The organism is Mycolicibacterium gilvum (genome assembly GCF_900454025.1).
Lineage (GTDB): Bacteria > Actinomycetota > Actinomycetes > Mycobacteriales > Mycobacteriaceae > Mycobacterium > Mycobacterium gilvum.
In genome coordinates this window covers 4,454,190-4,479,222 of the sequence record NZ_UGQM01000001.1, presented here as the reverse complement: position 1 = coordinate 4,479,222, position 25,033 = coordinate 4,454,190, and the positions used below count along the sequence as shown (strand labels likewise).

The window sequence follows — 25,033 nt, the reverse complement described above, 5'->3', positions numbered from 1 at the left end:
GCGCGCGATTCAGTCGCGTGGTGCGGGCAGCAGATGCAGCGGTGACGGCCAGCGCGCGGGCGGGTTGCCGAACGCGGTGTGGGCGTTGCCGACGATCTTCTTGGCCATCAGCCTGTTGCCGACACCACCGACGACCGCGCCGATGCCGACGGGCAGCATCTTGCCGAATGCCAGCGCTCCGCGCTTGAGCGTGTAGCGCTTGACGAAGTAGCGCAGCAACCGGGTGTTGAGCTGCGACAGCGCGGGCAGTGGCAGCGTCGCCGCGCCGTCGGACACCCAGGCGCCGCTGGTGCGGCCCGGTCCGAGCAGATCGGCGACGGCCCGCTTGCTGTCCTCGCCGACGAGCACCGACAGCACCAGAGCGCGGCGGCGCTCGCGGTGCTCGGCGGGAATGCCGTGGACCTCGGCCATGGCCAGGACGTAGAGCGTGGTCGCTTCGAGGAACACCACCGTCTCCCCGGCGACCGCGGACATCGCGACCAGGGTGCCGATCCCCGGGTAGGCCGCCGCGGAGCCGACGGCGGCGCCGCTGGCCATCGCCGCGGCCATGTACTGGGTGTCGAGCTTGGTGATGATGTCGGCGGGGGAGGCCTCGGGGCTGTTCTCCCGAAGCCGCGCCACGTAGGCCCGCACCGCGGGTCCCTGGAGGCGGGCACCGCGCTCGATGATCTGGGAGAGCGCCCGGGCGGCGACGCCGGCGTCCTCATCGGTGACCGCAGGCGACTGGTTCTTGGCGCGCGACCTGGCACTCATGGGCTCTACCTCCCTGTGTGAACCTGACTTCAGGCTAACGCCTGTCGAACGAACGGCGGTGTGCGGCGCGTGCCCGGGGGTGATCGCGGTCACTCTTCCCGAGATGGGGAAGAAATTAATGGGAAGTGTCGCTAATCAACTTCATGGCAATATCCCCGGACGTGAAGTTGAAGGCGCAGTCGCCGGAATCGGCCGGGCCCCCGAGTCGCACCAGGATGATCATCGTGCTCGGGCTGCTCGTCGCGCTCGGCCCGCTGACGATCGACATGTATCTGCCGGCGCTGCCGAAGATCGGCGAGGAGCTGTCGGTGTCCTCGTCGGTCGCTCAGTTGACCCTGACCGGGACCCTCGCCGGGCTCGCGATCGGACAGCTGGTGATCGGGCCGCTGTCGGATTCGCTGGGACGCCGCAAGCCGCTGTTCGCCGGCATCGTCCTGCACATGGTCGCGTCGCTGCTGTGCATGTTCGCGCCGACCATCACGGTCCTGGGTATCGCCCGGGGCCTGCAGGGAATGGGTGCGGCGGCCGGCATGGTCGTCGCGATCGCCGTCGTCGGTGACCTCTACAAGGACAATGCCGCCGCGACCGTGATGTCACGTCTGATGCTGGTGCTCGGCGTCGCACCGGTGCTGGCCCCGTCTCTGGGTGCGGCCGTGCTGCTGCACGGCTCCTGGCACTGGGTGTTCGCCGCGCTGGTGGTGGTCGCCGCCGCGCTGCTGGTGATGGCCGTGCTCGCGCTTCCCGAGACGCTGCCGGTCGATCACCGGCGCCCGCTGAAGGTGAGGGGCATCGCCGCCACCTACCTGGAGCTGGTGCGTGACGCCCGCTTCGTGATCCTCGTCCTCGTCGCCGCGCTCGGCATGTCGGGCCTGTTCGCCTACATCGCCGGCGCCTCGTTCGTGCTGCAGGGCCGGTTCGGTCTGGATCAGACGGCTTTCGCGCTGGTGTTCGGTGCCGGTGCCGTCGCACTGATCGGCACCACCCAGTGCAACGTGATCCTGCTGAAGCGGTTCACGCCGCAGCAGATCATGGTCTGGGCGCTGGCGGCGAGCTCGGTGTTCGGGCTCGTCTTCGTGGCGCTGGCCGCGGCCGGTGTCGGAGGGGTGTTCGGCTTCGTGATCCCGGTGTGGGCGATCCTCGCCGCGATGGGTCTGGTGATCCCGAACGCTCCCGCGGTGGCGCTGACCCGTCACCCGGACGCCGCGGGTACTGCCGCGGCGCTGCTGGGCGCGGTCCAGTTCGGCGGCGGGGCCGCGATCGCCCCGGTGGTCGGGGTGCTCGGCAACGACGAGCTCGCAATGGCGGTGGTGATGGCCGCCGGGGTGATCATCGCGCTGGGCGCGTTGCTGGTGACCGGCGCGCATCGCAACACCGAACCCGCGCGTGTCCCGGACGAGGCCGTCGCAGAACCCGCGTGACCCGCGCGGCGCACCGCCGCTGACTTGTCGGAGCACCCGGGCGGACCGTAGCGTCGGGCCGAAATGTTTCTTCTGTCCAGTGATTCCTGTGTGCTCCCACCATGTTTGACACGGTGACGTCGCGCGCTGCCGGTACCACCAACCCGTGGCCGGCGCTGTGGGCACTGCTGATCGGGTTCTTCATGATCCTGGTCGACGCGACGATCGTCGCGGTCGCCAATCCGGCGATCATGGCGAGCCTGAACGCCGGATACGACGCCGTGATCTGGGTGACGAGCGCCTACCTGCTCGCGTATGCGGTTCCGCTGCTGGTGTCGGGTCGCCTCGGCGACCGGTACGGGCCCAAGAACGTGTACATGGTCGGCCTGACGGTGTTCACCGTGGCATCGCTGTGGTGTGGCCTGTCCGATTCGATCGGGATGCTGATCGCGGCCCGCGTCGTGCAGGGTGTCGGCGCGGCGCTGCTGACCCCGCAGACGATGACGGTGATCACCCGGACGTTCCCCGCGCACCGCCGCGGCGTGGCGATGAGCGTCTGGGGTGCGACGGCCGGGGTGGCGACGCTGGTGGGCCCGCTGGCCGGCGGTGTCCTCGTCGACAGCCTGGGCTGGCAGTGGATCTTCATCGTCAACGTCCCGGTCGGCATCGTCGGGCTGGTGATGGCCCTTCGGCTGGTGCCGGCGCTGCCGAACCCGGTCCGCCAGGGGTTCGACGTGCCCGGCGTCGTGCTGTCGGGTGTGGGGCTGTTCTTGATCGTGTTCGCCCTGCAGGAGGGGCAGAGCCACGGCTGGGCGCTGTGGATCTGGGCGACGGTGCTGGCGGGCGTCGCGGTGATGGCCGCGTTCGTGTACTGGCAGTCGATCAACACCGCCGGCGCCCTCATCCCGCTGGTGATCTTCCGGGACCGGAACTTCTCGATGTCGAATCTCGGTGTGGCGACCATCGGGTTCGTCGCGACGGGCATGATCCTGCCGCTGATGTTCTTCGCGCAGGCGGTCTGCGGGCTCACCCCGACGCGGGCGGCCCTGCTGACGGCGCCGATGGCGGTGGCGACCGGGGTGCTCGCGCCCTTCGTGGGCAAGCTGGTCGACCGCGCGCATCCGCGATCGGTGGTCGGCTTCGGTTTCTCACTGATGGCGATCGGCGTGACGTGGCTGTCGATCGAGATGACGCCGACCACGCCGATCTGGCGACTGCTGCTGCCGCTGACCGCGATGGGCGCGGCGATGGCGTTCATCTGGTCCCCGCTGGCGGCGACCGCGACGCGTAACCTGCCGCCGCACCTGGCCGGGGCGGGGTCGGGCGTCTACAACACCACCCGCCAGGTGGGCTCGGTACTCGGCAGCGCGGGGATGGCCGCGCTGATGTCCTCGGAACTCTCGACCAAGATCCCGGGCGCCGACGCGGTGCCGCAGTCCGAGGGCGAGGTGGCCGCCCTCCCGCAGTTCCTGCGCGAACCGTTCGCCCTGGCGATGTCGCAGTCGATGCTGCTGCCCGCGTTCGTCGCGCTGTTCGGGGTCATCGCGGCGCTGTTCCTGTTCGACCTGCTCGGCGACCGCGACGCCGCCGCACCGCCCGCACCGGACGTGGAACCGCTCGAGCCGTTCGACCCCGACCACCCGCTGGACTGGGCCGACGGTGAGGACGACTACGTCGAGTACGAGGTGTCGCGCGAGGAGTTCGACAGGCTCGCCACCGACGGCACGGCGGACGGGGCGGCCTACAACATCACTGACGACTTCACTGAAGACATCACCGACGTGCTCGACACCGTTGTCGAGGCGCCGCCCGCACCTGCCGACTCGACGCCGTCTCAGCAGTGGCGCGACCTCGTCGACCAACTCCTCGACGTCTCGTCGCCACCGGGCGCTCCGCGCAACGGCGTCGGATCGGCCGATGCGGAGCATCCCGGAGGTCCGCGCGTCTAGGAGGCCCCGGCCATCAGCGCGGCCAGCTCCTCGTTCGTCTTCCGCAACGCCACCGCGAGCGCGCCCATCGCCTTGTCGCGCACCCGCTCCTTGCCGGGCGGGAAGACCGGGAACAGGTCACGTGCCGCATTCAACCGCGCCGTCCTGAGCCACGTCATCAGCTCCGGGTCACGGATCCACCGCATCGACGCTGCATTGTCCTCGGACATGTGCCGCAGCCAGTCGATCGGCGCGTCCGGGTGCACGACGGGGACGCAGAGCGCGTTGCGGGTGTCGTCATCGCTGAAGGTCGTCTCGGCGTGCGCGATGAACGCCGAGCTGAACACCTGCTGGCAGCTGCGCACGCTCTGCAGGGTGATCCGGTCGCCGTCGAACACCGGCACCGACGGCGGGCGGGGCAGCCCCTGCGTGGTGCAGTCGACGTACAGCGACGGCGTCGCCGGAATGGTCGCACCGGTGAGTCGGACCCGGTCGGGTTCGGCGTGCTCGATGTGCCCGAGGCGCACCACGTCCTCGATGCGCCGCAGGTACTCCAGCTCGCGCTGCGACACGATGGCGCAGTGGTACATCGTCGGCCACACCGACGGATCGAGCCGCAGCAGCACCTCGGCGTCCTCGAGGAGCGTGAACAGGTGCTCCACCGAGGCCGCTTCGGAGATCGCCTGCATGCGTGCGGCCATCGCGTCGCGCAACTGCGGGGCGAACTGCTCCCCGGGCTGGATGTGGGCGCGGTTGAGCAGCCAGGAGTCGCGGGGCCGCACCCAGCGCACGGCGTCGGCGGGGACGCCGTTGCGCAACAGCCACAGGCAGCAGTCCATCCCCGTCTTGCCGCCGCCGACGACCGTGTAGTGGTCGTGGTGGGGTGCGCGGCGGGGCAGGTCGTTCGGGGCGACGACCTCGACCCCGTCGGCGACCGAGAACGGTGCCGAGCGCATCGACTGCACCACGGTCAGCAGGTAGGTCGCGTCGACGGTGCGGCGTCGCACGGTCACGGTCTGCTCGGCTCCGTCGAGCGTGCGGATCCGGTTGTCGCCCAGGTAGCGCGTCATCGGCAGATAGGTGAGCCGACCCGTCGGCAGCAGGTGATTGCGCATGACGTGGTCGTAGTACGCGCAGACCTCGTGGCCGCTGGCGAGTTCGAAGAAGCCTTCGTTGAACCCGCTGCGGTCGATCGCCTCCTCGTCGCCGAGGGGCTCGGAGTTCACCCCGTAGTAGGCAGAGGGCTGATGCAGCCGGACGAAGGGATACACCGTGTTCCAGTGCCCGCCGGGCTGGTGGTTCTCGTCGACGAGCACCACCGTCGTCCCGGCGTCGCGGGTCTCGGCGAGCAGCGTGTCGACGAAGGCCATCCCCATCGCGCCCGCCCCGACGACGAGATAGTCAGCTTCGATGCCGGTCATCGCAGGCCACGCTACCGGGTACACCGGCCGTCCCCGACGTGAGTGACAGGAATGCGCCCAGCTCCACCAGGCGGTCCGGGGTTCCGGGCAGGTAGTCGGTCAGATGCTCGGACCGCACGACCACCGCGAGGTATTTCGCCCGGCTCACCGCGACGTTGAGCCGGTTCCTGTTGAGCAGAAACGAGATTCCGCGCGGGACGTCGTCGATCGAGGAGGCCGTCATCGAGACGAACACCACCGGGGCCTGCTGGCCCTGGAACTTGTCCACGGTGCCGGCCCGCACCCGGGTCAGTCCGGCGGCGTCGAGGCGACGGCGCAGCAGCACCACCTGGGCGTTGTAGGGGGTGACGATCAGGACGTCAGTCTGGTCGAGCGGGCGGGTGGTGTCGGTGTCCGTCGATGCGGCGTCCGTCCATGCGGCGCCCAGCAGACGCCTGATCTCGGTGACGATGGCGTCGGCCTCCTCGGGGCTCTCGGTGGCGTTCCCGAGGTGGCTGACCGGCAGCGTCCGCACACCCGGGGCGACGCCGTCGAGACGCCGTGCAGCGGTGACGGTTTCGTAGGACAGCAGCCGACCGTCGTAGGACAACCGCGACACCGCGCGGCATACGTCCGGGTGCATGCGGAAGGACCGGTCGAGGAAGTAGCCGCGTTCGGGCGGCAACGTGGCGTGGCCGTCGACGAGCCAGCCGAGTGCGGAGCCGTCGACCGGTTCCGGGTGGGTGCCCTGGCTGACCTGGGGCAACTGCTGAGGATCGCCCAGCAGCATCAGATTCCGTGCCGCGCGGGCCACCGCGACGGTGTTGGCGAGGCTGAACTGGCCGGCCTCCTCGATGACCAGCAGGTCGAGACACTCGCGCTCGAACTTGGTGGCGTTGGCGAAGTCCCACGCCGTCCCGCCGACCACGCATCCGCCCTGACACAGGAAGTCCACGTAGTCGTCGCGCCCGAGTTCGGTCCAGCCGGTGCTGACGGTGTGACGCTTCTTGCCGACCCGCGCACCGTCCACGCCCGCGCGCATGATGTCGCCGAACAGGTTCTCCACCACCGCGTGCGACTGCGCGACGACACCGATCTTCCACTGGTGCTCGGTGAGCAGGGCCGCGATGACCTTACCCGACGTGTAGGTCTTGCCGGTGCCGGGCGGACCGTGCACAGCGAGGTAGGAGGAGTCGAGATCCAGCAGCGCGGCGGTGAGGTCGGCGACCGTATCGCCGCTGCGCGGCAGAGGATTTCCGCTGCGGGTGCGGGGTGGGCGACGCAGGAAGATGTCGGTCAGCGCGTCGGCGGGCAGGTTCGGCAGTCCCGCCGCGATCAGCGCGGCCGTGTCGGCGACGGCGTTCTGCAGCAGTGCGGTGCTGATCGGCGCACCCGGGGTCAGCGCGAACGGCACCTGCGTGTAGACGTCACCGCCGGTGGGCCGGCGTTCGACGATGACGACCTCGGTGGGCGCCTCCGGGTTGTCGCAGTCGGCGACGGTCACCGACGCGAAACCCCGCCGGTCCGGATCGTCGGACAGGCCTTCCGGCGTCGGCGGGTCGTAGAGCGCGTACATATCGGTGGCCAGCCCGCCGTTGGCGATCTCGCCGAACAGCCGGACATGGCGCTGCGGTTTGCGGGCTCGGGGCGGTGTGTGCCAGTCCTCGACGATCTCGTGGCGGTCGGCGATGAACACGTCGCTGTCGTCGGCCCATTCCTCGACCGGGTTGTTCACCCGGTCGAAGTGGCCCCACCAGAACGGTTTGTCCTCCCGCTTGTGAAAACCCTTGGCCGCAGCCATCATCGCGGCTGCGCGTTGCTCGGGGGTGCGCGCCTCGATGCCGTCCCCGGCGAACTTGAGGAGCGTGCGCTCGACGGCGTCGACCTCGGCCCGGGGCCTGTCGCTGCCGGGAGAGGGGCGGACCGGGCCCCGGGGCGGCACCCCACACTCGATCGCGCGGTTCATCAGCCAGTCGCGCAGCCTGCGCGTCGAGCGGCAGTCGTAGTGGTTGTAGTCCTCGATCGCCTTGAGCACGGACGCGGCTTCCTCGGCGTTGCCGTCGTCGCGCAGTTCGCAGTAGTGCGCGTATTCGGTGATCGATGCGGTCGCCGTGGTGACGTCACCGTCGCGCAGCTCGTTACCCATGTAGAGCGGCTCGAGGGACTTGATGCTGTAGTTCTCGGTGCCGACCCGGATGCTCTTGCGCACCAAGGGATACAGGTCGACCAGCGCTCCGTCGCGGAGCAGCTCGTCGACCTCGTGTTCACCGACGCCGTAGCGGCCGGCCAGCCGCAGCAGTGTGCTCTTCTCGTACGCGGCGTAGTGGTAGATGTGCATGCCGGGGTAGCGGTTGCGCCGCTTGCGCACGAACTTCAGGAAATCCTGCAGCGCCTGGCGTTCCTCGGTGCGGTCGTGCGCCCAGAAGGGCTGGAAGTCGCCACCGACGGTGAGCACTCCCCACAGGTATTCCAGACCCCAGTCCCGGCCGTCGGTGGTCCACAGCGGATCACCCTCGAAGTCGAAGAACAGGTCGCCTCTGTCGGCGTCGGGCAGGACCATCAGCGGCTGCGCGTCGACGATCTCGTAGGGCGGCTTCTCGGCGCCGTTCTCGATGACCCGGTCGGCGATCTGCAGTCGGGCCTGCGCGGTCAGCGCGGTGACGGTCCTGGTCGACAGCTCGGCCACGGGTCCCCGGTGGGCGGCCAGGTCGTGCACGGTGGTGATACCGGCGTCGATGAGCCGGGCCCGTGCGCTGACCCGCATGCCCGCCACCAGCAGCAGGTCGTCGCGGGCGCGGACCTGCGTCTCACATTCGGCGCACCGGAAGCACGCGCGGATGTGCTCGTCCTCCCACCGCACCGGCCTGCCGCCGGCGAGGTGATCGTCGAGCAGGCGTTGCAGCGCGTCGCGTCGCGGCCGGTACACCGGAAGCAACTCGTCGACGTGGTAGCTGGCCGCGGTGCCGTCGCCGAGCACGAGGTCGATCTCGGGTGCGACGGGAACGCCTGCGGCGGTGAGTGTTTCGACGTAGGCCGCCATCTGCAACAAGGCCTCGACCTTGACCGAGCGGGCCAGCTTGGTGTCGCGCAGCCGGTAGCGCTGCCCGTCGGGACCGTCTTCGAGGATCAGGAAGTCGGCGAACCCGGCGAAGCGCCCGTCGAACATCGCGGCCTGGTAGATGACCGGAGAGCGGCACTCGACGGCGCGCAGCGTCTGTCCGGCCGCGTCCGTCAGCCCCGCGACGGTGTAGGCCGGACGGCCGATCACGGTCACCTCGGTGCTCAGCGCGAGCTCGTCGAGGTGCCGTTTCTCGTGTTCGTCACCGAGCGTCGCGGTGCGGGCCAATAGTTCGTCGGCGCCGGAGACCGCCGGGCCGCGTCCCAGCCGGTCGTCGAACGAACGCAGCAGCGCGTACTCGCAGCGCGCGGCGGCGGCGAGATCGGAGGCGCTGAAGATGACGCGGTCAACGCCGGCGTCGGTGGCGACGAACACGCAGCCACTGTAGGTGAGGCCGCCGACACCCCACCGGCGCGAGAATCTAGCCGGGCGCGTTGCCGATCAGCTCGACGCCACTGCCGTTCCAGCGGAACCTCACCACGCTGTCGAGCCCGGGCATGTCGCTCGAATACTTCAGCGCGACGGTGTCCCCGGTGGTCTGCGCGGTGTCGAGGTCGTTGAAGCCATAGGTGTCGGGGACGCCGGTCGGGATGAACTTGCCCTGGTGGAACAGCACCGCGCGGGTGTTCGGGTTGGCCTGGTTCGTGTTGGCCTTGATGATCACCGCGGACAGCTGCGCGCACTCGCTGTAGTTGCCGGCCAGCGGTTCGGGGCTCCAACCCTGACCGCTGCGGGGGTCGCGGGGCAGTTCGGACACCGCCTGGGCGATCGCGGGGGCAGCCAGGTCGATCGCGCACGGATCGTCGGCGGGAGCGGGTCCGGGCAGCGGGCCGGTGGACTGCGGCGGGGCCGACGCTGCCGGCGGGGCGGGCGCGGTGGCCGTCTGCTCCGGGGTCTTGGAGACGGTCGAGTCGCCGGGACTGCACGCCGCGACGGTCAGCGCCGCCGCGACGGACAGAACAGTCGCCGGCCAATGCACAGTTGGGCACCGTACCGTCACCGGCGGCGCCGCGCACCCAGCCACACCGCCGCCGGGCGGCTATGCATTCGGCCCGACGGCGGGATGTGGCGTAAACAGCCACTAGACTTCTACGACGATGACGTCCTCAAATGCGGAGCCCGACCCCGCTGACCTGACTTTTGCTGACCTGCAGATTCACCCTGCGGTGCTGAAGGCTGTCGCCGACGTCGGTTACGAATCACCTTCACCGATCCAGGCTGCGACCATTCCGGCGATGCTGGAAGGGTCCGACGTCGTCGGGCTGGCGCAGACCGGTACCGGTAAGACCGCGGCGTTCGCGATCCCGATCCTGTCGAAGATCGACACCGAGAGCCGCAACACCCAGGCCCTGGTGCTGGCGCCGACGCGTGAGCTCGCGCTGCAGGTCGCCGAGGCTTTCGGCCGTTACGGCGCCCAACTGCGGGTCAATGTGCTGCCGATCTACGGCGGTTCGTCCTATGTGCCGCAGCTGGCCGGGCTCAAGCGCGGCGCGCAGGTCGTGGTCGGCACCCCCGGCCGCGTGATCGACCACCTGGAGAAGGGCAGCCTGGACCTCTCGCACCTGGACTATCTGGTGCTCGACGAGGCCGACGAGATGCTGCAGATGGGCTTCGCCGAGGACGTCGAGCGCATCCTGGCCGACACCCCGGAGTACAAGCAGGTCGCGCTGTTCTCCGCGACCATGCCGCCGGCGATCAAGAAGATCACCGCCAAATATCTGCACGATCCGGTCGAGGTGACGGTCAAGTCCAAGACCCAGACCGCCGAGAACATCACGCAGCGCTATTTCCTGGTGTCGTATCCGCGCAAGATGGATGCGCTGACCAGGCTGCTCGAAACGGAGCAGGGCGACGCGATGATCGTGTTCGTCCGCACCAAGCAGGCCACCGAGGAGGTCGCCGAGAAGCTGCGGGCTCGCGGATTCGCCGCCTCGGCGATCAACGGCGACATTCCGCAGGCGGTCCGCGAGCGCACCATCACCCAGCTCAAAGACGGCACCATCGACATTCTGGTCGCGACCGACGTCGCGGCGCGCGGCCTGGACGTCGAACGCATCAGCCACGTGGTGAACTTCGACATCCCGCACGATCCGGAGTCCTACGTCCACCGCATCGGCCGCACCGGACGAGCGGGCCGATCGGGCACCGCGCTGCTGTTCGTGACGCCGCGCGAGCGTCACCTCCTCGGCGCGATCGAGCGCGTCACCCGGCAGAAGCTGGTGGAGTCCGAGCTGCCGTCGGTCGACGACGTCAACGAGAAGCGGGTCGCGAAGTTCCGCGACTCGATCACCGATGCGCTGGACAAGCCCGGCATCGACCTGTTCCGCGCGCTGGTCGAGGGTTACGAACGCGACCATGACGTGCCGATGGCCGACATCGCCGCGGCGCTGGCACTGCAGAGCCGCAACGGTGAAGAGTTCCTGATGACCGAGCCGCCGCCCGAGAAGCGCCGCGAGCGTCCGGACCGCGGAGATCGAAGTGACGCGCCGCGCAAGCCGCGGGAGCGCCGCAGCGATCTGGCGACGTACCGCATCGCGGTCGGCAAGCGGCACAAGGTGGCGCCCGGCGCGATCGTCGGTGCCATCGCCAACGAGGGCGGGCTGCACCGCAGCGACTTCGGGCACATCACGATCAAGATGGACCACTCGCTGGTGGAGCTACCGGCGAAGTTGCCCGGTAAGACGTTGAAGGCGTTGCAGAACACCAAGATTCAGGGGCAGCTGATCCAGCTCCAGCCCGAGCGCGGGCCGAAGCCGCATCGGGGCAAGCCCCCGACGCAGTGACCTCGCCCCATCGGGCGGGCCGCCGGTCGACGCGGGCCGTCGACGACGACGTCGCCGGTGGTCTGGAATCGGTGAGCACCGGGCGGGTCGCGTCGCTGACCGGGATCCGGGCCGTCGCGGCGCTGCTGGTGGTGCTGACCCACGCCGCGTATACGACGGGCAAGTATCCGCAAGGCTATGTGGGCCTGGTGTATTCGCGGATGGAGATCGGCGTGCCGATCTTCTTCGTGCTGTCGGGGTTCCTGCTGTTCCTGCCGTGGGTCCGGGCGGCCGCGGCCGGAATCGCGCCGCCGTCGGTCGGCCGCTACGCCTGGCACCGGGTGCGCCGCATCATGCCGGCCTATGCGGTGACGGTGATCGCCGCGTACCTGGTGTACCACTTCCGCACGGCCGGCCCGAATCCCGGACACACCTGGGAGGGCTTGTTCCGCAACCTCACGCTCACCCAGATCTACACCGACGACTACCTGTTTTCGTTTCTTCACCAGGGGCTCACGCAGATGTGGAGCCTCGCGGTGGAGGTCGCCTTCTACGTGGTGCTCCCGGCGTTGGCCTATCTGCTGCTGGTGGTGCTCTGCCGACGACGGTGGCGGCCGGCGCTCCTGATGGCGGGGCTGACGGCGCTGGCGGCGGTGTCGCCGGCGTGGCTGTGGCTGGTGCATTCCACCGACTTCCTGCCCGACGGCGCGAAACTGTGGCTGCCCGGTTATCTGGTGTGGTTCATCGGCGGCATGATGCTGGCGGCTCTGCAGCCCACCGGGTTTCGGGCCTATGCGCTGGCTTGTGTACCACTGGCCGTCGTGAGTTATGTCATCGTCTCGACGCCGATCGCGGGTGAGCCGACGACGTCGCCGGCGGAGTTGCGCGAGGCACTGGTCAAGACCGCGTTCTACGCCGTGATCGCGACGCTGGTGGTGGCGCCGCTGGCGCTGGGCGGGCGCCCGGGTGCCGACGGCCGGGAGTCCGGACTGTATGCGCGCATGTTGTCGAGCAGGCCGATGGTGTTTCTCGGGGAGATCTCGTACGAGATCTTCCTGATTCATCTGGTGACGATGGAACTTGTGATGGTCGAGATCGTCCGCTATCCGATCTACACCGGGTCGGTGTGGGCGTTGTTCTTCGGCACCCTCGTGGTGACCATTCCGCTGGCCTGGGTCCTGCACCGGTTCACCCGCGTCCGCACCTGACAGGGCCCACCACCCTCCGGCCGAGTTAGGTTATCTTGGCCTAAGTAATCGTGAGGGGTGATGAGTCCATGTCGGACACCAAGTTGTCGCGCGGGTTCGCCGGCGCGGTGCTCAAGCTGCTGCGGGCGGGCGACTACGAGCTGACGGTCACCGGCCGTACGGAGGTCACGCCGCACTATCTGCGGGTGAGTTTCGAAGCGGGCGGGCTGCTGGCCGACCGGGCGCTGCATCCCACCCAATGGGTCCGGCTGTGGTTCTCCGACGGCGGCAAGCTGCACCAACGCGGGTACACACTGGTCAACCCAGACCCGGTCAATGACACCGTCGACATCGAGTTCGCCCTGCATGACGGCGTCGCCTCGAACTGGGCCGAGCGGGCGCAGCCTGGGGACACCATCGAGGCGACGGTGCTCGGCAGCAATTTCGCGCTGCCGGATCCGCGGCCGGCCGGTTACGTGATCGTCGGCGACGCCGCGTCGCTGCCGGCGATCAACTCGCTACTGGATGCTATCGGCGATGCGCCGGCGCGCATCTTCCTCGAAGCCGCGCACGACGACGACCGGCAGCTTCCGGTGCGCCGGCGCGCCGATGTCACCTGGGTGGACCGCGCCGACGCAGGCGATGCGCTGGTGGCCGCGGTGGGCGCCGCCGCGTTCGACGCGTCGGAGCACTTCGGATGGGTCGCCTGCGACAACCGCACCACCCGCGCGGTGGCCAGACTCCTGCGTGAGGACTACCGGATCCCGCGCAAATCCCTCAAGGCGCAGGGCTACTGGGTGGCCTGATCGGCCTGCCGTCTGGGCAGCACGATCGGCACCACGAACTCTTCGAGCATCGCGCGCTCGTCGGCCTCGTCATGACCGGGAAAGAGCATCAACGACGTCATCACCCGCACCAGCCAGCGTGACCGGTGCGCGACAGATCCCTCTCCCGTCGCTCCGCTCGCCCTCGCGTCGGCGTCGTCCGGCCCGAGCGAGATCACGAACGCCTCGGTCAGCGCCTTGATGACCTCGGACTGCTCGGCCATCTCGGCGCCGATCGGACGCTGCGTGGTCGCGAACCACGAAGACAGAGCGGGGCTTTCGCGCACGTTGCGCAGCGACGACAGCATGCCCTCGATCAACCGCTCCCGCGGATCGTCGAACGACATGATCTGTTCGGTCATCTCGCGGTACAGGCGGTAGCTCTCGCGGTGCACGTAGGCGGTGTAGAGGGCTTCCCGGTTCTCGAAGTACCGGTACAGGGTGGCCCGCGAGCAGCCTGCGGCAGCGGCGATCTCGTGCATGCCGACGGTTGCCGCCGACTGTGCGGCGAACAGTTCGCCCGCGGCGTCGAGGATACGGTCGGCGGCCACCTCGGTGCGGCGGGCGGCCAGCCAGTCGCCGGCCATCAGGACGTCACCGTGAACGGCACCGACAGTGGGCGCCGCACGTAACTGCCGCCGGCCCACACGATCCCGGATTCGTCGACCTCGAAATTCGGTATCTGGGTGAGTAATTCGGTCAACGCGACCCGGGACTGCATACGCGCGGCCGCCGCCCCGAGGCAGTGGTGGGCGCCGTGGCTGAAGGTCAGGATGTTGCGCGGACGGCGGGTGACGTCGAGTTCGCCGGCGTCGTCGCCGAAGTGGCGTTCGTCGCGGTTGCCGGAGCCGTAGAGGAACATCACGCGGCGGCCCTCGGGGATCGTCACGTCGTGGAGGGTGACGTCGCGAGTCACGGTGCGGCCCAGCATCTGCACCGGGGACGTCAGGCGCAGGAACTCGTCGACCGCATCGGGGATCAGGTTCGGGCTATCGGCGAGCAGGCGCCTCTGATCGGGTCGCTGGTGCAGCAACTGCACTGAGCCGCCCAGCATTCCGGTGGTGGTGTCGTTGCCTCCGGTGACCATCGTGAAGGTGAACGCCAGGATCGACAGCACGCCGGAGATGTCGCCGTCCGCGCCGACGCCGGCGGCGACCAGATGCGAGACGGTGTCGTCCGCGGGCTCGGATCTACGCCGCTCGATCAGCGCGGTGAAGTACCCCATCATCTCGCCGAGCGCGTCGCCGAGCGTGCCGAGCGCACCGGCGATTCCGCCGTCGCTGGTGTTGGCCGCGACGATCGCGTCGGTCCAGCCGTCGAACTTGCCCCGGTCCTCGTCGGGCACGCCGAGATAGTGCGCGACGACCATCGACGGCAGCGGCTTGAACAGCTCGGCGACGATGTCGCCTCCGCCGTCGGCTCGGAGGCGCTCGATGCGCTCGACCACGAACTCGCGAACCTTGGGTTCGACGGCCTCGACCTGACGCGGTGTGAACCCTCGCGCGACGAGCTTGCGGAACTCGGTGTGCCCCGGCGGGTCCTGCATGACCATGGGCGGGTTGTCGGCGAGCCCGATCAGGTCGAGTTCGCCGTAGTTCACGGTGAGTCCCTGCGCCGACGAGAAGGTCTCGTGGTCGCGCGCCGCCGCCCAGATGTCGGCGTGCCGGGACAGCACGTAGTAGTCGTGCTGCGGGTCGGCAGGGACGACGTGGTGCACCGGGTCGTGGTCGCGTAGTGCCCGGTACATCGGCCACGGATCGCGCCACGTGGATGCGTTCGCCGGCTCGAAACGGACGGGCGATCCGTGAGACAAAATTGCTGTCATGTCTTGTTCGTACGACACTGAGAGGCAATTGTCAATCGCTACCGCTCGATGGCACCCCTCAGATCGCGGCACCCGGGTTCAGGATGCCGTCCGGATCGAGGGCCTGTTTGATCCTCCGATTGAGCTCCATGGCCTCGGGTCCCAGCTGCCCAGCCAGCCACGGCCGCTTCAGCCGGCCCACTCCGTGTTCGCCGGTGATCGTGCCACCCAGCGATACGGCGAGGTCCATGATCTCGCCGAACGCCTGCTGTGCTCGCTGCTCCATCGCGGTGTCGGACGGATCGAACACGATCAGCGGATGGGTGTTGCCGTCCCCGGCGTGGGCGATCACCGAGATCATCACGTCGCGCGCCGCGGCGATCTTCTCGACACCGCCGACGAGTTCGGCCAGTGCGGGCAGTGGCACGCCGACGTCCTCGAGAAGCAGGGAACCCTTGGCCTCGACCGCAGGGATCGCGAAGCGCCTCGCCGCCACGAACGCGTCGCCCTCGTCGGGATCGGAGGTCGAGAAGACTTCTGTCGCGCCGTGTTCGGTGAACACCCGGGCCATGTACTCGGCGTCCTGCGCTCCCGCCGCACCCCGGTCGTCGCTGGCGGCGACCATCATCGCGGCGGCGTCGCGATCGAGGCCCATCTTCAGCTTGTCCTCCACGGCGTTGATCGCGGTGGAATCCATGAACTCCAGCATCGACGGCCGGATCCTGCCGGTGATCTCGACGACCGCGTCGGCAGCGGATTCCACCGAGTCGAACGTGGCCACCACCGTGCACGCCGGGTGCTGTGCGGGCAACAGCTTCAGCGTCACCTCGGTGACCACGCCGAGGGTTCCCTCGCTGCCGACGAACAACTTCGTCAGCGACAGTCCGGCGACGTCCTTGAGTCGCGGACCGCCGAGGCGCACGGCCGTGCCGTCGGCGAGCACCACCTGCAAGCCGAGTACGTAATCGGTTGTCACGCCGTACTTCACGCAGCACAGGCCGCCGGCGTTGGTGGCGATGTTGCCGCCGATGCTGCAGATCTCGAAGGATGACGGGTCCGGCGGATACCAGAGTCCGTGTTCGGCAACGACTTTCTTGACCTCTGCGTTGAGCAGGCCCGGTTGCACGACGGCGGTGCGGGTGACCGGATCCACCGTGATGTCACGCATCTTCTCGGTGCTCAGCACTATCCCGCCGTCGAGTGCGGTTGCGCCACCGGACAATCCGGTCCCCATGCCGCGGGGGACCACTGCGATGCGGTGCGTGCCGGCCCACCGCAGGACGGTCTGGACCTCCTCGGTGCGCCGCGGTCGGACGACGGCGAGGGGAGTGCCCGCAGCCGGATCCGCGGCGCGGTCCTGTCGGTAGGACTCCAGGATGTCCGGGTCGGTGACGACCGTGCCGTCGGGAAGATCGGCGATGAGGCTGGCCAGCGGTTGCACAGCGCCAGTGTAGGACCGGGTGATGTGATGTTACGGGCGTGTTACGGCTATTCTTCGTCCCATGCGGGACAGTGCGGTCTTCGCCCAGGTGAAGGCATTACAGGCCAGGAAGCGGTGTGCCGCGCTGTCGGCGACGGCGTTGGAGATCCACGTGCGGGCGGTGGCGGACCGCACCGGGTCGGTGTACCCGGCGTTCGTCTCCGATGGGCGGCTGGATGCGATCGCGCCGGGCCGGGTGACCACGATGGCCGCCCTGGAGCTGTGCATGGCGGGCCTGTGGTACCGCGCCTCGGACGGTTACGTCGTCGCCGACCTCGATCTCATCGAGCACTTCGCGCGTCCCGTACGGCGGCGCTGGATCCGCGCCGTCGGCCGGTTCTTCAAGGAGTTCCTGATACCGGTCTAGCGGCATCACCGCACCGCGAACACGCGGTAGTGGACCTCGGTCAGCGACACCTGGTTGATCGCGACGGTGTGGACCGCGTTGAGCCAGCGGTAGCGCTCGTCGTCGGTGTCGAAATGCGGGCTCGAGTGCGCTGCCATCTGGTCATGGCGGATCAACTCACCCGCGGCGAACCGCGCGGCCGCGGCGTCATCCATCTGGACTCGACCGGTGCTGGAGACGTGGACGTAGGCGCCGTCGTCGGTACGCAGCGTGACGCGCACATCCAATCGGGCGACGCTGTCGGTGCCGTACACGATCCAGTCGCCGCCGCCGGGGAGGATGTCGCCGGCGATCCGCGGCCCCTCGCACCGGCCTCGTCGAACGACGTAGGTCAGTCGTCGCCCGACCGGGGTGTCGAAGATCTGCACGGCCTCGAACTCGATCCGGATGTCGAGCAGGTGCTCCAGGGCCGGGGTGGCCTCGATGTCGACGAGAGTCATGGTGTGCCGGTTCCTTCGATTGCGTCGGGCCCGTCCTGACGCTACGAGCAGAGCTTGGAAAAAGCAAGGAAAGAGTTGGAAATTCCAACCTCACAGGTATGATGGCGTCATGCCGACCCGGTCGTACCGCCAGTACTGCGCGGTCGCCAAGAGCCTCGACCTCGTCGGGGACCGCTGGACACTGCTCATCGTGCGGGAGCTTCTCGACGGGCCGCAGCGCTACGGAGACCTCTCGGCCGCGCTGTCGCCCATCGCCACCGACATGCTCGCGAGCAGGTTGCGCGACATGGAGGCACACGGACTGCTCCGCAAGCACCGCATGCCGAAGCCGGCATCGGCGACGGTGTACGAGCTCACCGACGAGGGGCGGTCGCTCGAAGGCGTGGTCGACGCGTTGGCGCGATGGGGCCGGCGGTTGGTGCAGACCCGTGAACCGGGGGATGTGTTGCAGCCGCAGTGGCTCGCCCGCGCGGTGCGCGCGTACATCCGCGACGATCGCACAGGGCCACCGGTGGTGCTGAGCCTCGTCACCCCTGAGGGTGCGGTCACGCTGGCGGTGGACGACCGCGGCGTCCACTCGGTCGGCGAGGATCGGCCCGTCGACGTAACCCTGCGCGGATCAGGTGAAACACTGTTCGCGGCAATGGATCCCGGCCGCATCGCGGATCTCGTGGCGAGCGGCCTGCTGCAGGTGGACGGCAAGCGGGACGCCGTGCGACGGGTTGCCGACTTGTTCGCGTGAACGGTCAGGCGGCGCAGTACGGGTGAGGGGTGTCCAGTTCGCGCAACGCGGGCAGGAACACCGATACGATGCCGAGTGCCAGCATCGGCAGCGACAGCGCCAGGAACGTCACGTGCAGTCCGGCCGAATCGGCCAGCGGCCCAGCCAGAATCAGGCCGAGCGGGCCCGCAGCGTAGGCGAGTGACCCCATCACGCCGACGACGCGACCGCGCAGGTGCTGGGGGGCTCGCGTCTGCATGACGTAGTTGTAGATCGGCGCGATCGGGCCGTAGACGAACCCGACGAGGGCGCACAGCACCAGGATGATCGGCAGCGGGGGCAGGAACGCGATCACCGTCATCGCGACTCCCAGGGTCAGCACCGCGGTCAGCATCACGGTCCGTCGCTTCATATATTTCGACAACACCGCGAAGCCGAGTGCGCCGAGCAGACCGCCGATGCTCAGCGCCATCAGCACCCACCCCAGCTGCGCCGGCTCGTCGCGGTCGGTGAAGTACTTCGGGAACAGCACGCTCTCCATCGGCATGTACAGCCCCGTCGCGGCCAGGTCGACGAACGCCAGGGTGCGCAGCACCTTGTTGTTCCACACGAACCGCAGACCTTCCAGGATGCCGGCCCACACCCCGTCTGACATCGTCGACGGGTCCGGGCGCCCGGTGCCCTCCAGCCGCAGGACGGCGATCGCGGCGATCGACAGCACGAACGCGCCTGCGGTCACCCACATGGTGTCGATGCCGCCGAGTGTCGCGATCAGCAGACCGCCGATGCCGGGCCCGACGATGTAGGCGAGGTTGAAGACCGCCTCGAAGAAGGAGTTGGCCCGATCGAGCGTCCAGCCGGCCCGGTGTGCGGCCTCGGGCAACATCGTCTCGCGGGCGGTCATGCCCGCGGGATCGAAGAACGCCCCGAGCGCGGCGAGCGCGGCCAGCACGGCGACGTTGACAGCGTCCGCGCCGAAAACCAGCGCGATCACCGGCACCGCCGCCACCGACAGGGCCGACAGCGCATCGGAGATCATCGACACCCGGCGACGGCCGAGGAAGTCGACCGCCGCTCCGGCGATCAGCGTCGCGGCCAGCAGCGGCACCGTGCCCGCCATCGCGACGATCGACGCGTCGAGGGCGGATCCGGTGCGCTGCAGGACAAGCCACGGGAACGCGACGATCGAGATGCCGTTTCCCGCGCCGGCCATCAGGGCGGCGAACATGATGAGCAGCAGCGGTGTGCGGCTGCGGGGTGTGGTGTCGGGCGTCATGGCTATCGCCGGGAATGTAGCAGCGCGACAACGCGTCGACCACCGAGTTTCGGTTCAGCGGCGGGGCCGGGACCTCACCACTGGGCGTCCACCTTGTCGGCGATCTGGTGGGCGATCCGCACGGCCGAATCGCCGGGCGCTGCGCTGCAGGTGTTCACGTCGACGATCACGTTGTTGCGGTGCACCAGCGCGCGCCCGCATCCCCAGCCGGGAGCGGCCGCATCCCTCTGCATCGCCACGGTGCTCAAAGTCCGGTCTGCACTGGTGATCTCACCGGGGTTCCACACCGAACCGCTCTGGGTGTGTGTGTACTCGCGGCATGCGGGCCACTGCGCCACGGACCCGTCGAAGAACTCGCCCGCCTTCTCCAGGTACGGGAAGAGCACGACGGCCTGCTTGACGTAGGTCTTCCAGCCCTCGCCGTCGTTGAGGCTCTGATCACGGGAGGCGCGGTAGTCGCTGTTCGCATAGACCTGCAGTTCGCCGGCGCCGTCGATCGCCAGGCACTCGATCGGCGCCATGATGTCGCTGTGGTCGGACAACGCGGTCTGTGCTTCGATCACGGTCATCGCGGGCACGCCCATCGACGCGGCGATCTCTTCGGGACTGAGCAACACCTCACCGATCTCTCGCTCCACCAGAGGGCGCGGGATCATCGTGCGGGTGGGCGGTTCCGCCGACTCGGCGCTACTCGTGCTGGCACAACCGGTGACCATGATGGCGATCCCTGCAATCGCTACCGCTCGTCTCATAATTCCTCCCCAATCGCCACACTGCGCGATCAATGGTGAGTCAACGATGACCGACGGCCCGTGAGGGAAACGGTGTTTCGTGGTAACGATGAACAATGCTTCTTGGTAACGAATGATGACCGGTCCCCGAGCGCGTCTTCCGCATCCGCGCACCGGTGATCTTTTCGAGACCCCGGTGCGACCGGGCCGTGGCTGGCCGGGCGATCCGGCGACCTCGCGCACGGCCGTAGCGTCGAATCCCGCCCAGGTGACGGCGCGGGCGGCGGCCGCGAAGAACCTGAGGCAGCTCGACGCCGGGGTGTCGGTGTGCCGGGCCTGTCCGCGGCTCGTGGAGTGGCGGGAGGAAGCCGCATCGGTCAAGCGGAAGTCCTACGCCGATCAGCCGTACTGGGGCAGGCCGGCGCCGGGTTTCGGGTCGGCGCGACCGCGGATCCTCATCGTCGGTCTGGCGCCGGCAGCCCACGGCGCCAACCGCACCGGCAGGGTCTTCACCGGCGACCGATCGGGGGACTTCCTGTTCGCGTCGTTGCACCGTAGCGGGCTGGCGAACCAGTCGACATGTACTGACAGTGCAGATGGCTTGGAGCTCAACGATGTTCGCGTCGCCGCGGCGGTACGGTGCGCTCCACCGGACAACGCGCCCTCACCGGCGGAGCGCACCACCTGCGCGCCGTGGCTGGATGCCGAGTACCGGCTCACGGGGACCGACGTCCGTGTGATCGTCGCGCTCGGCGGGTTCGCGTGGCAGGTCGTGCTGGCAATGGTGCGGCGTACGGGCGGGACCGTCCCGGTACCGGCGCCGAAGTTCGGGCATGCGGCGACCGCCGAACTCGCGACCCCTCGCGGCGCGGTCACGGTGCTGGGATGCTTCCACCCGAGCCAGCAGAACACGTTCACCGGGCGGCTCACCCCCGACATGATGGACGCCGTCTTCGCGACCGCGCGCACGCTCTCGGAATAGTTTCCGGGAACGGAACGGCGATCCGCGGCGTTGCACACTCAATGCGACTCTCCGTCCTCGACCTCGTGCCCGTGCGCTCCGACCAGAGCACCGGCGATGCCCTGGCCGCGACGACGCTGCTCGCCCAGGCCGCTGACCGGCTCGGATACACCCGCTACTGGGTGGCCGAGCACCACAATATGCCGGCCGTCGCGGCCACCAGCCCTCCGGTGCTGATCGCGCACCTGGCCGCACACACGGCGGCCATCCGGCTCGGTTCAGGTGGGGTGATGCTGCCCAACCACGCGCCGCTGGCGGTCGCCGAACAGTTCGCGCTGCTGGAAGCCGCACACCCGGGGCGGATAGACCTCGGGATCGGGCGCGCCCCGGGCTCCGACCCTGTGACCTCGCTCGCGCTGCGCGGTGCCGCGGGGCGCGATGACCGCGACATCGAGGCGTTCCCCGAGTACCTCGACGACGTGATGGCGCTGATGAGCAGCAAGGGTGTGCGGGTGCCGTTGCCGCGCGACCTGATGCGTGACAACTACATCCTCAAGGCCACCCCGGCTGCGGCGAGCACGCCGAGGCTGTGGCTGCTGGGGTCGTCGATGTACTCGGCGCGCCTGGCCGCCGCCAAGGGTCTGCCGTACGTGTTCGCTCATCATTTCGCCGGTCAGGGCACAGCGGAGGCGCTGGCGCTCTACCGCGAGAACTTCCAGCCCAGTGAACAGACACCCGAGCCCGTGACGTTTCTGACGGTCAACGCCGTCGTCGCCGAAAGTCATGACGAGGCAATGCGTCTGGTGCTGCCGAACCTGCACATGATGGCGCGGCTACGCACCGGTCAGCCACTGGTTCCGCTCGACCTCGTCGAGGACGCCGAGGCGCTGGATCTCGGACCGCGCGCCCAAGCGGTGATCGACGGCGGACGCAACCTCGCCGTCGCCGGTGCGCCCGCCGAAGCCGCCGATCAGCTGCTCAGCCTGGCGGAGAAGTTCGGTGTCGACGAGGTGATGGTCAATCCCGTCGCCTCGGCCTACCGCGGCGTCGACCCCGCTACCGCCCCCGCCCGGGAGGCGACGCTGGAACTTCTCGCCAAGGAACTGTTTTAGGTCTTCGGGGTCAGCCGGACCAGCGGGATCCTGCGCGACGTCCGTCTCTGGTAGCCCTCATACCGGTTCGAGTTGCCGTCGTTGACCATCGTCCACAGGCGCGGATAGTCGGGGTCGTCGGCGGTCACGGGCGTCGCGGTGACCGCGAAACGCTTCGGGCCGATGTTGATGTCGATGTCGGGCCGGGCCTTCAGGTTGTGGTACCAGCCGGGGGCTCTGGGATCGCCGCCCTTGGATGCCACGACGTAGTAGCTGCCGCCGTCGGGGAAGTAGGACAGCGTGTTGGTCCGTCGCTTGCCGGTCTTGGCCCCCACGGTGTGCAGCAGTAGCGACGGTGCGACGCCGGGCAGCGGGATGCGATGCCCGATACGGCCGTCGGTGGCCTTGTAGAGCTTGTCGTGCAGCATCAGCAGACGCGTGCCGATGTTCTTCTCGATCCACAGTGCGACGCCCATCGGTCAATCCTTCTCCGCCGTGTCCACCTTCGCCAGTGCCTCACGCAGCAGACGTCCGGTCTCCTCCCGGTCGGGGTCGCGGCGCATCAGCACGCCCTTGGCGAAGGACAGCTTGTCGCCGTCGCGGCGCGGCACCACGTGCAGGTGGATGTGGAAGACGGTCTGGAACGCCGCCTTCCCGTCGTTGATCGCGATGTTGTTGCCGTCGGCGTGCAGCCCCGAGAGACGAGCCGCTTTGGCGATGCGCTGCCCGAGGGCGGCCATCCCGGCCAGTGTCCGGGCCGGGGTGTCGGTCAGGTCGACTGTGTGGATTTTCGGGATCACCAGGGTGTGGCCGCGGGTGAAGGGCCGGATGTCGAGGATCGCCAGTTGGTCGTCGTCCTCATGGATCCGGATGGCGGGCGCTTCACCGGCGACGATGGCGCAGAACACGCAGGACATGTCGCCACGCTAGTTGACGTTCTCCTTCGCCCACGCGTCCAGCCGCCGGTCCCGTTCGTCGGAGGAGACGTCCTCGACCCGCGTCATCACCGTCCAGCGCACACCGAACGGGTCGCGCACCGACGCGAACCGGTCCCCGGTGGCGAAGTCTCGGGGCGCTTCGCGGATCACCGCCCCGGCCTGCTCGGCCCTGGCGACGACGCCGTCGACGTCGGGGCAGTACAGGGCGAGAGAGTGCGTGACGGTGTCGGCGTCGGTCGCCGGTGCCCGGATGCCGTACGTCTCGGCCGGATCGCCGAGTTGCAGACGGCCGGTGCCGAAGTCGAGTTCGGCGTGCGCGACGGTGCCGTCCGGTCCGTCCATCTTCTCCACGAGTTCTGCGCCGAACACCTCGGTGTAGAACTCGATCGCCGCGACGGCGCCGTCGACACAGAGGAAAGGGGTCAGGCTGGTGTAGCCGGAGGGCATGAAAGTGACAGTCATGGCGAGAAGTTTCGTAGCCTCGACGGTATGGCGGCTTGGAAAAACACGACAGCCGGCGCACCGTTGCGGGGTGTGGTCGGGCGTCCGGCCGGCGCTTCGGCGTTCGATCTGCGGCGGTGGGCTGCCGACGGTAGGACTTCCCGCTACGTCGAGCACTACTGGTCGGTGAACTGGGATCTGCGGGGCAAGGATCCCTTCGACAGCACCGTGATCACCTTCCCTGCCATGCACATCACCCACGAGTGGGGGCAAGACGCTGTCCGACACGGCTTTTCGCTGCCGAACACATTGGTGCACGGCGTCGTCGAGCAGGTGTTCCGTACCACGATCAGCGAGAAGGGGTGCGTGGTCGGGGCGCGGTTCCGGCCGGGCGGATTCACCGCGAGGTTCGGTGGAGACGCATCGGTGCGGACGGGGTGCGTCGAGCCGATCGGCGATCTGTTCGGCACGGCGGTGGCGCTGCCCGACGACGTCGAGGATGCCGCGGCAGAGCTGGACACACTCATCGGTGGCGGCGGCCCACCCGACGCGGTGTTCGATGCGCTCTCGGCTCTGGTGGACCGGATCAGGGACGACAGCGGAGTCCACCGGGTGGAGCAGGTGATGGACCTCTCGCCCTGGAGCGTGCGCACGACGCAGCGGGTGTTCCGCCGCTACGTCGGCGTTCCGGTGAAGTGGGTGCTCTGCCGGTATCGCCTGCAGAATGCGGCGCTGGAGATCGAGACTGAACCCGATGTGGATTTCGCCGATCTCGCCGTCCGGCTGGGCTGGTACGACCAGGCACACTTCATCAACGATTTCCGGTCCATGCTGGGAAGCACACCCGGGGAGTACGCCGCTACGTACGGGCAGGGGCGGTGATCTGGCGCCACGCGTCGAGTTTGGCGTCGAACGACATGGTCTGCGCCGGGCTGGTCGAGGGCAGCCTTGTGTAGTGCACCGTTTCGGGTCCGCCGACGAGGCGCCCGTAGTTCTTCTCCGCCGCGGCGCCGTTGAAGTACACGTGGGTCAGCGTCCGGTGAGCGGCGAAGAACGCGCCGAAGTCGTTGGGCACCATACTGTCCGGCTCGACCGTGGAGTCCAGGCTGCCGACCCTGCGGCAGTGCTTGAGCACGTCCCACACGGCGACTCCGGCACCGGTGAGTGCGGTGACCCGCTCGTCGTACGGCGCGGCGGGATCGAAGTCGAACAGCGTCGCGGTGATGCGCCAGAACGCGTTGCGGTCGTACCAGTAGTACCTCTGCGCCCGCAGTGACGCCACGCCGGGCATGTTCCCGAGGATCAGGATGCGGGGGTTCGCCCCGACGAGCGGGGGGAAGCTCTCCAGGGTCGGCGACGTCACGGTTCCGACCGT

General features: G+C 68.8%; 24 protein-coding genes. 10 read left to right on the top strand and 14 right to left on the bottom strand.

Going from position 1 to position 25,033, the window contains the following annotated elements:
- Nucleotides 1-9: 9 nt before the first annotated feature.
- Nucleotides 10-753 (bottom strand): hypothetical protein, encoded by a 744-nt coding sequence (locus DYE23_RS20875; RefSeq protein WP_115328055.1) that lies wholly within the window; start codon nucleotides 751-753, stop codon nucleotides 10-12.
- 143 nt (nucleotides 754-896) lie between these two features.
- Between DYE23_RS20875 and DYE23_RS20870 the strand changes: the two genes are divergently transcribed.
- Complete coding sequence (locus DYE23_RS20870; protein ID WP_041787771.1) at nucleotides 897-2,171, top strand: multidrug effflux MFS transporter; 1,275 nt, start codon at nucleotides 897-899, stop codon at nucleotides 2,169-2,171.
- 101 nt (nucleotides 2,172-2,272) lie between these two features.
- Nucleotides 2,273-4,099, top strand: coding sequence for an MFS transporter (locus DYE23_RS20865; RefSeq protein WP_115328054.1), 1,827 nt, complete (start codon nucleotides 2,273-2,275; stop codon nucleotides 4,097-4,099).
- Here the strand turns inward: DYE23_RS20865 and DYE23_RS20860 are convergent.
- From DYE23_RS20860 to DYE23_RS20850, 3 genes are read right to left on the bottom strand one after another with little or no spacing between them, the layout of a single operon-like run.
- Nucleotides 4,096-5,499: an NAD(P)/FAD-dependent oxidoreductase gene (locus DYE23_RS20860; protein WP_011893107.1), complete on the bottom strand. Its 1,404-nt coding sequence runs from the start codon at nucleotides 5,497-5,499 to the stop codon at nucleotides 4,096-4,098. The genes DYE23_RS20865 and DYE23_RS20860 overlap by 4 nt on opposite strands.
- Complete coding sequence (locus DYE23_RS20855) at nucleotides 5,480-8,971, bottom strand: TM0106 family RecB-like putative nuclease (protein ID WP_115328053.1); 3,492 nt, start codon at nucleotides 8,969-8,971, stop codon at nucleotides 5,480-5,482. The genes DYE23_RS20860 and DYE23_RS20855 overlap by 20 nt, the downstream gene beginning before the upstream one ends.
- A gap of 46 nt (nucleotides 8,972-9,017) precedes the next feature.
- Nucleotides 9,018-9,575 (bottom strand): LppP/LprE family lipoprotein, encoded by a 558-nt coding sequence (locus DYE23_RS20850; RefSeq protein WP_115328052.1) that lies wholly within the window; start codon nucleotides 9,573-9,575, stop codon nucleotides 9,018-9,020.
- A gap of 118 nt (nucleotides 9,576-9,693) precedes the next feature.
- Between DYE23_RS20850 and DYE23_RS20845 the strand changes: the two genes are divergently transcribed.
- The 3 genes from DYE23_RS20845 to DYE23_RS20835 all read left to right on the top strand — a co-directional run bounded on the left by DYE23_RS20845 (nucleotide 9,694) and on the right by DYE23_RS20835 (nucleotide 13,351).
- Nucleotides 9,694-11,379 carry a DEAD/DEAH box helicase gene (locus DYE23_RS20845; protein WP_115328051.1) on the top strand — a complete coding sequence of 562 codons (1,686 nt, stop codon included), beginning with the start codon at nucleotides 9,694-9,696 and terminating at the stop codon, nucleotides 11,377-11,379.
- Nucleotides 11,376-12,566: an acyltransferase family protein gene (locus DYE23_RS20840; RefSeq protein WP_115328050.1), complete on the top strand. Its 1,191-nt coding sequence runs from the start codon at nucleotides 11,376-11,378 to the stop codon at nucleotides 12,564-12,566. The genes DYE23_RS20845 and DYE23_RS20840 overlap by 4 nt, the downstream gene beginning before the upstream one ends.
- 68 nt (nucleotides 12,567-12,634) lie before the next feature.
- Nucleotides 12,635-13,351, top strand: coding sequence for a siderophore-interacting protein (locus DYE23_RS20835; RefSeq protein ID WP_115328049.1), 717 nt, complete (start codon nucleotides 12,635-12,637; stop codon nucleotides 13,349-13,351).
- Here DYE23_RS20835 and DYE23_RS20830 read toward each other — a convergent pair.
- From DYE23_RS20830 to DYE23_RS20820, 3 genes are read right to left on the bottom strand one after another with little or no spacing between them, the layout of a single operon-like run.
- Nucleotides 13,336-13,956 carry a TetR/AcrR family transcriptional regulator gene (locus DYE23_RS20830; RefSeq protein WP_011893113.1) on the bottom strand — a complete coding sequence of 207 codons (621 nt, stop codon included), beginning with the start codon at nucleotides 13,954-13,956 and terminating at the stop codon, nucleotides 13,336-13,338. The two genes, DYE23_RS20835 and DYE23_RS20830, sit on opposite strands and share 16 nt — an antisense overlap.
- Entirely contained in the window at nucleotides 13,956-15,194 is a 1,239-nt protein-coding gene (locus DYE23_RS20825) for a cytochrome P450 (protein WP_115329048.1), read from the bottom strand. Before DYE23_RS20825 ends, DYE23_RS20830 begins: the two co-directional genes overlap by 1 nt.
- A 58-nt stretch (nucleotides 15,195-15,252) precedes the next feature.
- On the bottom strand, nucleotides 15,253-16,614 hold the full coding sequence (locus DYE23_RS20820) for an FAD-binding oxidoreductase (protein WP_013471146.1): 1,362 nt from the start codon (nucleotides 16,612-16,614) through the stop codon (nucleotides 15,253-15,255).
- Between the two features lie 61 nt (nucleotides 16,615-16,675).
- Between DYE23_RS20820 and DYE23_RS20815 the strand changes: the two genes are divergently transcribed.
- The gene (locus tag DYE23_RS20815) at nucleotides 16,676-17,020 is read left to right on the top strand and encodes a hypothetical protein (protein ID WP_011893116.1); all 345 of its coding nucleotides are present in this window, start codon (nucleotides 16,676-16,678) and stop codon (nucleotides 17,018-17,020) included.
- Nucleotides 17,021-17,025: 5 nt separating this feature from the next.
- Here DYE23_RS20815 and DYE23_RS20810 read toward each other — a convergent pair whose 3' ends face one another.
- On the bottom strand, nucleotides 17,026-17,499 hold the full coding sequence (locus DYE23_RS20810; RefSeq protein ID WP_115328048.1) for a DUF3237 domain-containing protein: 474 nt from the start codon (nucleotides 17,497-17,499) through the stop codon (nucleotides 17,026-17,028).
- A 109-nt stretch (nucleotides 17,500-17,608) separates the two neighbouring features.
- Between DYE23_RS20810 and DYE23_RS20805 the strand changes: the two genes are divergently transcribed.
- Nucleotides 17,609-18,241, top strand: a complete 633-nt coding sequence (locus tag DYE23_RS20805) for a winged helix-turn-helix transcriptional regulator (protein WP_115328047.1) — start codon at nucleotides 17,609-17,611, stop codon at nucleotides 18,239-18,241.
- A gap of 4 nt (nucleotides 18,242-18,245) precedes the next feature.
- Here the strand turns inward: DYE23_RS20805 and tap are convergent, their stop codons facing one another.
- Entirely contained in the window at nucleotides 18,246-19,496 is a 1,251-nt protein-coding gene (gene tap / locus DYE23_RS20800; RefSeq protein ID WP_115328046.1) for a multidrug efflux MFS transporter Tap, read from the bottom strand.
- 74 nt (nucleotides 19,497-19,570) lie between these two features.
- Nucleotides 19,571-20,248, bottom strand: coding sequence for a sensor domain-containing protein (locus DYE23_RS20795; protein ID WP_115328045.1), 678 nt, complete (start codon nucleotides 20,246-20,248; stop codon nucleotides 19,571-19,573).
- A gap of 112 nt (nucleotides 20,249-20,360) precedes the next feature.
- On the opposite strand from DYE23_RS20795, the gene DYE23_RS20790 reads away from it, so the two are divergent.
- Nucleotides 20,361-21,209 carry a uracil-DNA glycosylase gene (locus tag DYE23_RS20790; protein WP_115328044.1) on the top strand — a complete coding sequence of 283 codons (849 nt, stop codon included), beginning with the start codon at nucleotides 20,361-20,363 and terminating at the stop codon, nucleotides 21,207-21,209.
- Between the two features lie 41 nt (nucleotides 21,210-21,250).
- Nucleotides 21,251-22,300 carry an LLM class flavin-dependent oxidoreductase gene (locus tag DYE23_RS20785; RefSeq protein ID WP_115328043.1) on the top strand — a complete coding sequence of 350 codons (1,050 nt, stop codon included), beginning with the start codon at nucleotides 21,251-21,253 and terminating at the stop codon, nucleotides 22,298-22,300.
- On the opposite strand, the gene DYE23_RS20780 is transcribed toward DYE23_RS20785, so the two are convergent.
- From DYE23_RS20780 to DYE23_RS20770, 3 genes are read right to left on the bottom strand one after another with little or no spacing between them, the layout of a single operon-like run.
- Nucleotides 22,297-22,755, bottom strand: coding sequence for a nitroreductase family deazaflavin-dependent oxidoreductase (locus DYE23_RS20780; RefSeq protein WP_115328042.1), 459 nt, complete (start codon nucleotides 22,753-22,755; stop codon nucleotides 22,297-22,299). The two genes, DYE23_RS20785 and DYE23_RS20780, sit on opposite strands and share 4 nt — an antisense overlap.
- Nucleotides 22,756-22,758: 3 nt before the next feature.
- Complete coding sequence (locus tag DYE23_RS20775; protein ID WP_011893124.1) at nucleotides 22,759-23,196, bottom strand: HIT family protein; 438 nt, start codon at nucleotides 23,194-23,196, stop codon at nucleotides 22,759-22,761.
- A 9-nt stretch (nucleotides 23,197-23,205) separates the two neighbouring features.
- Nucleotides 23,206-23,679, bottom strand: a complete 474-nt coding sequence (locus DYE23_RS20770; RefSeq protein WP_115328041.1) for a VOC family protein — start codon at nucleotides 23,677-23,679, stop codon at nucleotides 23,206-23,208.
- Between the two features lie 27 nt (nucleotides 23,680-23,706).
- Here DYE23_RS20770 and DYE23_RS20765 point away from each other — a divergent pair, with 27 nt between their 5' ends.
- A complete protein-coding gene (locus tag DYE23_RS20765) occupies nucleotides 23,707-24,540 on the top strand; it encodes an AraC family transcriptional regulator (protein WP_115328040.1) in 834 nt (277 codons plus the stop codon).
- On the opposite strand, the gene DYE23_RS20760 is transcribed toward DYE23_RS20765, so the two are convergent.
- Entirely contained in the window at nucleotides 24,518-25,021 is a 504-nt protein-coding gene (locus tag DYE23_RS20760) for a DNA-deoxyinosine glycosylase (protein WP_115328039.1), read from the bottom strand. The two genes, DYE23_RS20765 and DYE23_RS20760, sit on opposite strands and share 23 nt — an antisense overlap.
- Nucleotides 25,022-25,033 lie beyond the last annotated feature (12 nt).

What these genes read in the sequence shown, in the direction of transcription:
- DYE23_RS20875 (WP_115328055.1), bottom strand. Translation starts at nt 753, where the DNA reads ATGAGTGCCAGGTCGCGCGCCAAGAACCAGTCGCCTGCGGTCACCGAT.
- DYE23_RS20870 (WP_041787771.1), top strand. Translation starts at nt 897, where the DNA reads ATGGCAATATCCCCGGACGTGAAGTTGAAGGCGCAGTCGCCGGAATCG.
- DYE23_RS20865 (WP_115328054.1), top strand. Translation starts at nt 2,273, where the DNA reads ATGTTTGACACGGTGACGTCGCGCGCTGCCGGTACCACCAACCCGTGG.
- DYE23_RS20860 (WP_011893107.1), bottom strand. Translation starts at nt 5,499, where the DNA reads ATGACCGGCATCGAAGCTGACTATCTCGTCGTCGGGGCGGGCGCGATG.
- DYE23_RS20845 (WP_115328051.1), top strand. Translation starts at nt 9,694, where the DNA reads ATGACGTCCTCAAATGCGGAGCCCGACCCCGCTGACCTGACTTTTGCT.
- DYE23_RS20835 (WP_115328049.1), top strand. Translation starts at nt 12,635, where the DNA reads ATGTCGGACACCAAGTTGTCGCGCGGGTTCGCCGGCGCGGTGCTCAAG.
- DYE23_RS20830 (WP_011893113.1), bottom strand. Translation starts at nt 13,956, where the DNA reads ATGGCCGGCGACTGGCTGGCCGCCCGCCGCACCGAGGTGGCCGCCGAC.
- DYE23_RS20825 (WP_115329048.1), bottom strand. Translation starts at nt 15,194, where the DNA reads ATGACAGCAATTTTGTCTCACGGATCGCCCGTCCGTTTCGAGCCGGCG.
- DYE23_RS20815 (WP_011893116.1), top strand. Translation starts at nt 16,676, where the DNA reads ATGCGGGACAGTGCGGTCTTCGCCCAGGTGAAGGCATTACAGGCCAGG.
- DYE23_RS20810 (WP_115328048.1), bottom strand. Translation starts at nt 17,499, where the DNA reads ATGACTCTCGTCGACATCGAGGCCACCCCGGCCCTGGAGCACCTGCTC.
- DYE23_RS20805 (WP_115328047.1), top strand. Translation starts at nt 17,609, where the DNA reads ATGCCGACCCGGTCGTACCGCCAGTACTGCGCGGTCGCCAAGAGCCTC.
- tap (WP_115328046.1), bottom strand. Translation starts at nt 19,496, where the DNA reads ATGACGCCCGACACCACACCCCGCAGCCGCACACCGCTGCTGCTCATC.
- DYE23_RS20795 (WP_115328045.1), bottom strand. Translation starts at nt 20,248, where the DNA reads ATGAGACGAGCGGTAGCGATTGCAGGGATCGCCATCATGGTCACCGGT.
- DYE23_RS20790 (WP_115328044.1), top strand. Translation starts at nt 20,361, where the DNA reads ATGATGACCGGTCCCCGAGCGCGTCTTCCGCATCCGCGCACCGGTGAT.
- DYE23_RS20785 (WP_115328043.1), top strand. Translation starts at nt 21,251, where the DNA reads ATGCGACTCTCCGTCCTCGACCTCGTGCCCGTGCGCTCCGACCAGAGC.
- DYE23_RS20780 (WP_115328042.1), bottom strand. Translation starts at nt 22,755, where the DNA reads ATGGGCGTCGCACTGTGGATCGAGAAGAACATCGGCACGCGTCTGCTG.
- DYE23_RS20775 (WP_011893124.1), bottom strand. Translation starts at nt 23,196, where the DNA reads ATGTCCTGCGTGTTCTGCGCCATCGTCGCCGGTGAAGCGCCCGCCATC.
- DYE23_RS20770 (WP_115328041.1), bottom strand. Translation starts at nt 23,679, where the DNA reads ATGACTGTCACTTTCATGCCCTCCGGCTACACCAGCCTGACCCCTTTC.
- DYE23_RS20765 (WP_115328040.1), top strand. Translation starts at nt 23,707, where the DNA reads ATGGCGGCTTGGAAAAACACGACAGCCGGCGCACCGTTGCGGGGTGTG.